Here is a 7,371-nt window from a genome sequence, read left to right on the forward strand (position 1 = left end):
CCCCCGTGCGGGGGAGGGCTGGGGAGGGGGGTGAAACGGCCTCCGGTCGGCGTGCGCTCTGATGGGCGCACCGTTTTGTCGCTCTTACGCGTCCACTTAGGTTCCGCCTCCGCCTCCCTCCGGCCGGTCGCCGATGGCACCCGTTTCACCCCCCTCCCTGCCCTCCCCCGCAAGGGGGGAGGAGCCCGCGCTGTTCCGGCGCGCGGCCGCTTGGGGGAAACGGCGCGCGGGCACTGGCATGTCCAGCCGCTCTGCCGCGTCATCCCACTTTCATCTGCCAGCGCGAGCTTGACCGTGTCCGCCGACCTCGGGTTGTCGGGCACGCCAGAACCGCAGCGGGCCATACGCCCCGGCCAGGAGCCGTGACATGAGTGTTTCCGTCACCCACGATCAGGGCGTCGCCACCTTCACCCTGAACCGTCCCGAAACCCGCAACGCCTTCGACGATGCGGTCATCGCCGCCTTGACCGCCGCCTACCACGCCGCGAGCGCCGACCCGGCGGTGCGCGCCGTGCTGCTGCGGGCGGAAGGCCCGGTGTTCTGCTCCGGGGCCGATCTGACCTGGATGCGCCGCATGGCGGCCTATGGCAGCGACGAGAATTTCACCGATGCCATGCATCTGTCCGCGCTGCTGCACATCATCGACACCTGCCCCAAGCCCACCCTGGCGCGGGTGCATGGCTCGGCCTTTGCCGGGGCGCTGGGATTGCTGGCGGCCAGCGACATCGTGGTGGCGGTGCCCGAGGCGCAATTCGCCATCACCGAGGTGCGCATCGGCCTCATCCCGGCGGTGATCAGCCCCTATCTGGTGCGCACCATGGGCGCGCGGCAGGCGCGGCGCTATTTCCTCACCGCCGAGCGCTTTTCCGCGCAGACCGCGCTGGAACTGGGTCTGGTGCACCAAGTTGTGTCCGCCGAGACGCTGGATGCCACCATCGCCGGCCATCTGGAGGCTTTGACCGCCGCCGGCCCGCAGGCGCTCACCGCCGCCAAGCAATTGGTGGCCGCCGTGGACGGCCCCATCACCCCCGCGGTGATGGAAGAGACCGCCCGCCGCATTGCCAATCAGCGCGCCGGGGCCGAGGGCCAAGAGGGGCTCGCCGCTTTCCTCGAAAAACGCAAACCGAACTGGGGTGGGGCATGAGCCGGGCAATCCGCAAGCTTCTGGTCGCCAACCGGGGCGAGATCGCGGTGCGGATCATGCGCACCGCCAAGGCCATGGGCATCGCCACCGTGGCGGTGCATTCGGACGCCGACGCCCGCGCGCTGCATGTGGAGACCGCCGACGAGGCCTATCCCATCGGCCCGGCGCCCGCCCGCGAGAGCTATCTGAAGATCGACGCCATCCTCGCCGCCGCCAAGGCCAGCGGGGCGGATGCCATCCATCCCGGCTACGGTTTCCTGTCGGAAAATGCGGATTTCGCCGATGCCTGCGCGGCGGCGGGGATCATCTTCGTCGGTCCGCCGGCCTCGGCGATCCGGGCCATGGGCTCCAAGAGCGCGGCCAAGGCGCTGATGGAAACCGCCGGCGTGCCGCTGGTGCCGGGCTATCACGGCGCCGACCAGGATCCCGCTCTGCTGGCGCGCGAAGCCGATCGCATCGGTTATCCGGTGCTCATCAAGGCCTCCGCCGGCGGTGGCGGCAAGGGCATGAAGGTGGTGCGCGCGGCGGAAGACTTCGCCGAGGCCCTGGGCTCCGCCCAGCGCGAGGCCAAGAGCGCCTTCGGCGATGACCGGGTCTTGGTGGAGAAATATCTCACCCGGCCGCGGCATATCGAGGTGCAGGTGTTCGCCGATACGCAGGGCGATGCGGTTTACCTGCATGAGCGCGACTGTTCGATCCAGCGCCGCCACCAGAAGGTGGTGGAGGAAGCCCCCGCGCCGGGCCTGACCCCGGAGCGGCGCGCCGCCATGGGCAAGGCCGCCGTGGATGCGGCCAAGGCGGTGGGCTATGTGGGCGCCGGCACGGTGGAATTCATCGCCGAGGGCGAGCAGTTCTTCTTCATGGAGATGAACACCCGTCTCCAGGTGGAGCATCCGGTGACGGAGGCCATCACCGGGCAGGATCTGGTGGAATGGCAATTGCGCGTGGCGCGCGGCGAACCCTTGCCGCTGGCGCAGGCGGCCATTCCGCTCGCGGGCCATGCCATCGAGGTGCGGCTCTATGCGGAAGACCCGGCGCGGGACTTCCTGCCCCAGGTGGGGCGGCTCGATCATCTGCGGCTGCCGTTCGATGTGCCCGGCGTGCGGGTGGATGCGGGCGTGCGGGCCGGGGATACGGTGTCGATCCATTATGATCCCATGATCGCCAAGATCATCGGCATGGGGGCCGATCGGGCCGAGGCGGTGGGCCGGCTGCAGGCGGCGCTGGCGGCCACCGAAGTGGTGGGCCTGCCCACCAACCGGGCGTTCCTGCAGGCCATCGCCGGCCATCCGGCCTTTGCCGCCGCCGATCTCGACACCGGCTTCATCGAGCGCTTCGCCGCCGATCTGCTGCCGCCGCCGGCACCGGTGGATGACCGCACCGTGGCTTTGGCGGCGCTGGCGGTGCTGCTGGAGGAGGCGCGGGCCTCCGCCGCCTCCGCCGATCCGGCGGATGCCTTCTCGCCCTGGGGGCTGGCGCCCGGCTGGCGGCTCAACCGCGCCGCTTATGTGGACCTGACGTTCGACGATCGCGGCGCCCGCATCGCCGTGCGCGCCCATTACCGCACCGACGGCTTCACGTTGGATCTGCCCGATCGGGCGATGACCGTGTCGGGGACGGTGGCGGCGGACGGCACCCTGGTGGCCCGCCTCGACGGCGTGCGGCTCAAGGCCCGCGTGGTGCGCTCCGGCACACGGCTGACGGTGTTTGCCGGCGGCGCGGAGCGCATGGTGGAGTTCATCGATCCGCGCATCGCCTCCATCGAGGCCACCGGCACCGCCGGCCGGCTGGTGGCGCCCATGCCGGGCACGGTGATCCGCGTGGCGGTGAGCCCGGGCCAGACGGTGGCGAAGGGCGCCCCGCTGGTGGTGGTGGAAGCCATGAAGATGGAGCACACCATCGCCGCCCCCCGCGACGGCATTGTGCAGGCGGTCAATTGCGCCGTGGGCGATCTGGTGGACGAAGGCGCCGAACTGCTGGTGCTGGAGGAGATGGTGGACGCCTGAGGCGACGGGCGCCCCATCGTCGCGACCTTACGGAGACGTTCCCCTTGCTGACGCGGGCACCTCCCCCCTTGCGGGGGAGGGCAGGGAGGGGGGTGAAACGCGCGCCGATGGCGACCGGCCTGATGGAGGCGCGCGGCCTCTGAGCGGGCGTGAAGAGGGTGCCGCTTCCCACGTCCCCACACCCCCCAAGGGGGGAGCACGCGGTCGCCGCGCCGCGCCGCGCGACGGGCGGGTGAAGACGGTCAACTGCGCCGTGGGCGATCTGGTGGACGAAGGCGCCGAACTGCTGGTGCTGGAGGAGATGGTGGACGCCTGAGGCGACCACGCGGCTGCGGAGAAGAGCACTGCGGAGGCGAGGACTCCGAAGGTAAAGCCTGCCGCGGGGGCGGCAGCCGCCGACGGCTCAGATGCAGCCCTTGGCGTGGGCCGTGACGTGGCAGCCGGTTTCGCAGATGTGCAGATATTCGCAGGTCTTGCAGGCCGGGAAGACCGGTTTGAAATCGCGCATCTTTGTCTTCAGGCCCTGGATCTTGCTCCACTGCTGGCTCAGCGAGACCCGCTGTTCGGGAACGGGAATGGCGTAGCTGCGCGAGATCATCAGGCACGAAACCGCCTGATCGTCCGCATTCACCGTCAGCAGGTCCGACATCCCGCCGTCGCAGGGAATCTGATCGGTGAAGCTCTCTTCGATTTCGATCGTGGCGTGCGGCTTGCGGGCGGCGATCTCCTGCGCCACATCGGCCTTTTCGGTGGCGTCGAGGATCAACTGGTTCTCGATCGCATTGCCGATCTTCTGCGTCGGTTCCATGTCGATCTTGGCGCCCCACCGCTCGCCATAATCGATGATGGCGCCGATCTCGCGCATGTTGACCTTGTTGATGGAGAAGCGCAGCGAGAAGCGGATCTTGTGCGCGTCCAGCCGGGACAGCACCTCCTCCAGGCGACGGAAGACGTTCTTGCCGCGGATCCGGTCAACGGTCTGCTCGGTCGCCCCGTCCATGGAGATATTGCAGGTCACATGGTTGCGGTGGACGGCCTCGAACAGCTCGCGCTTGGCCAGGGCCATGCCGTTGGTGCTGAGGTTGAGCACTGAGAAATGCTTGCTCCCGGCATAATCGATCAGCTCGACGATGTCCTTGTGCTGGGTTGGCTCGCCGCCGGTGAAATCCAGGATCCGGACGCCGAGCTCGGCGGCCTCGTCAATGCGTCGCTTGACGTTCGGCGCACTGTTCTGGGTCTCCTTCATCTCGCCCATATAGCAATGGCTGCAGGACAGATTGCACCCGTCCACGATGGCCAGCTTCACCCGCGTATGGGGGCTCATGACGTGTGTGTTCATGACAGGGTTCCGTTTTCCAGCCGGTTGCGGGAAATCCGAATTTTCTCCGCAATCTCGAAATTGCAGAAGAACACCGAGATATCGAGATCGCGCTCGGCGATGAATTGCCGGATCTGGCGCGCATAAGCGGCGCTTTCGACCGCCCGGTTGCCCTCGATGGCGAAGCCCTTGCGCAGATAGATCTGCCGGGTTTCCTCGGTGGCTTCCAATTCGTTGAGATTGAGGGCGTGCACGCCGTATCGGGGCAATTCCGGCAGCAAGTCGCACAGCCGCTCAAGATAGCGCGGGTCGGGGATGCAGGGGATCTCGCAAACCACCTGGAATTGCGCCCCCGCCAGTTGGCTGAAGATGCGCGGCTTCAGGCTGTTGACGCGCAGCTCATTGATCTTCAGCGCATTCAGCCGGCGGAGCACCGCCGCGTCGATGGCGATGCCGTTCGAATAGAGATGAATGTGAAACTGCGGCCCGCGCCGCAGCCGCAGATATTCGATCGCCTGGTAGGTCCGCTCCGGATGCATCAGCGGCTCGCCGCCACTGATCGCGGCGCCATCCACGCTCGGGTCGTTGACGATGTCGTCCAGCATGACCGCCATGGGGGTGGAGGCATCGTATTTCCGGCCCCGCACCTCCATCACGTCGGTGCCGAATTCGCTCTCCTTGATGGGGCAGAAATAGCAGTGAATATTGCATTCCAAGGTCAGGTGAAGCTGCGCCTTGCGCCCGTTCATGCACATCTGGCACCCGGTCGGGGGCTGAATATCGGCCGTGATCGCGCGTGCGGTTTCCATGGCGGTTCGCCTCAATGCGGGGTGAAGAAGTGCTCCAGGTGACAGCCGCCCTTGCAGGCGCTCAGAACCGAACAGGTGCTGCATTCTGAAGCGGTCACTTGTTCACGCAGAACCTCGGACACCTTGGGCGCCATGCGGTTCCATCCCTCGGCAATGCCGCGGGCCTTGACGTCGCCGAAATAGTGGTTGCTGTGCGGACACGTCCGGATCCGGCCGTCGAACGATATGCTGCACCAGGTGACACCGGCCTCGCAGTGGTTGACGATCTGCCGGCGGCGCACCGCGAGGGTCGGGTCATCGGCCTTGATCGCGGTCTTGGTGTCGCTGGCGCAGAATTTCTGGCTGCATGGCCAGCCGATATTCATCTTGATCTGATGGTCGGCCAGATAGCGGTCCAGCATCAGCATGATCGGCAAGGTGTCCCGGGATGAGACCCCGAAGTGTTCATCATTCTTGCCGGTTTCCACATAGCGCATGATGCGCCATTCGGTAACGCCGAGTCCGTTCAGATACGTCACGATCTCCGGCAGTTCGGCGATGCTGTCCCTGACCAGGATGGATTCGACCACCACGGAAATGCCGCTGGACGTACACAGCTTGATGGCGGAGGCCGCTTTCTGGAACGCCAGAGTGTTCTTGGTGAGTTGAATATGGGCCTGCTCGGTGCCGTGCAGGGAAATCATGACTTCCCGGACATTGTTGCGAACGAAACTCTCGGCGGTGGCGGCATCGACAAAATGACCGTTGGTGAAGACCACCTGATACAGGCGCTTGCGCGCGCCATAGGCGATGATGTCCTGGAAATCCGGATTCAGCATGGTCTCGCCACCGGAATAGCGGACGATGAAAACGTCATTCCGATCGCACTCGTCCAAGAGCCGGAACATGTCCTCCTTGGCCATGTTCTTGGTTCGCAACTCGCGGGATTTCAGAAGAACATCCCGATCACTGAGCTTGGGGTCAATCTTCCAGACATTGTAGCAAAAGCCGCATTGCCAATTGCACAGGGAGGTCAATTCGAATTCGATCCGCAGCGGAAACGGCATCTCCGTCTGATGGTCTTTTTCCAGCGAGTCCCAAGTCTCGATCGGCTCGGGCTCGGCATAGAGCGTGCTATTCAGCAAGTCCCATATATCTGCGATGCAATCCTGGGGTGCGATATCGTATTTCCGGCCCAAGGCCTGCGATATGGCCTCGATCGACGCGGCCTGGGCGTGGAAGATCTCCGTGATGATGTCGATAGCAACCGCATTCTCTAATCGCAGCGTGGTGCCGGTCTGCCAGTTGAACAGAAGCTGCACATCCGGGCGATAGCGGAAGTCATGGCGAATGCGCGCAAGAACGTCGGCCTGTGAAAGCAAGTCGATGGGATATGCCATATCCCCCTGATCCAGCGCGAGATCCAACATGGCAGCCTCAATGCTGTCGATCCTGATGGGATAGGGAGAGCGTTGTTGCGCTCTCCCCGTTTCCATGTCCGCGTCGAAGACCTAAGCGCACTGGCTGCTTTTGGTCTTGGACGCCGTCACGATGGGCCGCTGATAGGAGGTCTTCTGTGCCATAGGAGTGGTCCTCATGAGAACAGCGTGCAAAGCGCACGCGCAAATATTGCGCGAATGTAAAATGCCGTCAACTGCAGGTTGAGGCCGCATTCGGAAATATAAAGATAGTATGCAATAAGTATTGATCCGCCGATGGCGCTGCGATTATCTTTTCGACGCTCGACGAGTGGGCAGGTCATGGGTGCCGGACGGAGGAGGCGCCCGGTTTGCTCTGGCGCCGCGCCCATAGCCGTTCGAGCGCGCGAGACGCGATGCACGTCACGATGCCCGTCACGCCATTCGCGCTGGCAAGTCTTGCGGCGCCAGATGGATGGCATGGATTACTTATGATGGCGCCAGTACAAATATAGCTTGCACTGTCTGACTATAATAACGCGATATCTATTCTTTGTCACCAGGTCCGTGTCACCGGACCGACGCGGGCTCCTCCCCCCTTGCGGGGGAGGGCAGGGAGGGGGGTGAAACGCGCGCCGATGGCGACCGGCCTGATGGAGGCGCCCGGCTCTTGAGTGTGCGTGAAGAGGCTGCCGTT

Annotated in this window: 5 protein-coding genes; 2 read left to right on the forward strand and 3 right to left on the reverse strand. The window is 65.0% G+C overall.

The features are described from left to right. Positions 1-367: 367 nt before the first annotated feature. A complete protein-coding gene (locus tag AAG816_RS27150) occupies positions 368-1,144 on the forward strand; it encodes an enoyl-CoA hydratase/isomerase family protein (protein ID WP_341992841.1) in 777 nt (258 codons plus the stop codon). Continuing rightward, a complete protein-coding gene (locus tag AAG816_RS27155; RefSeq protein WP_341992842.1) occupies positions 1,141-3,150 on the forward strand; it encodes an acetyl/propionyl/methylcrotonyl-CoA carboxylase subunit alpha in 2,010 nt (669 codons plus the stop codon). The genes AAG816_RS27150 and AAG816_RS27155 overlap by 4 nt, the downstream gene beginning before the upstream one ends. Positions 3,151-3,553: 403 nt before the next feature. On the opposite strand, the gene AAG816_RS27160 is transcribed toward AAG816_RS27155, so the two are convergent. From AAG816_RS27160 to AAG816_RS27170, 3 genes are read right to left on the reverse strand one after another with little or no spacing between them, the layout of a single operon-like run. Further along, a complete protein-coding gene (locus AAG816_RS27160; RefSeq protein ID WP_341992843.1) occupies positions 3,554-4,489 on the reverse strand; it encodes a radical SAM protein in 936 nt (311 codons plus the stop codon). Beyond that, a complete protein-coding gene (locus AAG816_RS27165) occupies positions 4,486-5,277 on the reverse strand; it encodes a radical SAM protein (protein WP_341992845.1) in 792 nt (263 codons plus the stop codon). Before AAG816_RS27165 ends, AAG816_RS27160 begins: the two co-directional genes overlap by 4 nt. Positions 5,278-5,288: 11 nt before the next feature. Further along, positions 5,289-6,686 carry a radical SAM protein gene (locus AAG816_RS27170; protein WP_341992846.1) on the reverse strand — a complete coding sequence of 466 codons (1,398 nt, stop codon included), beginning with the start codon at positions 6,684-6,686 and terminating at the stop codon, positions 5,289-5,291. Between the last annotated feature and the right edge of the window lie 685 nt (positions 6,687-7,371).

The sequence above is a fragment of the Azorhizobium sp. AG788 genome, assembly GCF_943371865.1.
GTDB lineage: Bacteria > Pseudomonadota > Alphaproteobacteria > Rhizobiales > Xanthobacteraceae > Azorhizobium.

What these genes read in the sequence shown, in the direction of transcription:
- AAG816_RS27150 (WP_341992841.1), top strand. Translation starts at nt 368, where the DNA reads ATGAGTGTTTCCGTCACCCACGATCAGGGCGTCGCCACCTTCACCCTG.
- AAG816_RS27155 (WP_341992842.1), top strand. Translation starts at nt 1,141, where the DNA reads ATGAGCCGGGCAATCCGCAAGCTTCTGGTCGCCAACCGGGGCGAGATC.
- AAG816_RS27160 (WP_341992843.1), bottom strand. Translation starts at nt 4,489, where the DNA reads ATGAACACACACGTCATGAGCCCCCATACGCGGGTGAAGCTGGCCATC.
- AAG816_RS27165 (WP_341992845.1), bottom strand. Translation starts at nt 5,277, where the DNA reads ATGGAAACCGCACGCGCGATCACGGCCGATATTCAGCCCCCGACCGGG.
- AAG816_RS27170 (WP_341992846.1), bottom strand. Translation starts at nt 6,686, where the DNA reads ATGTTGGATCTCGCGCTGGATCAGGGGGATATGGCATATCCCATCGAC.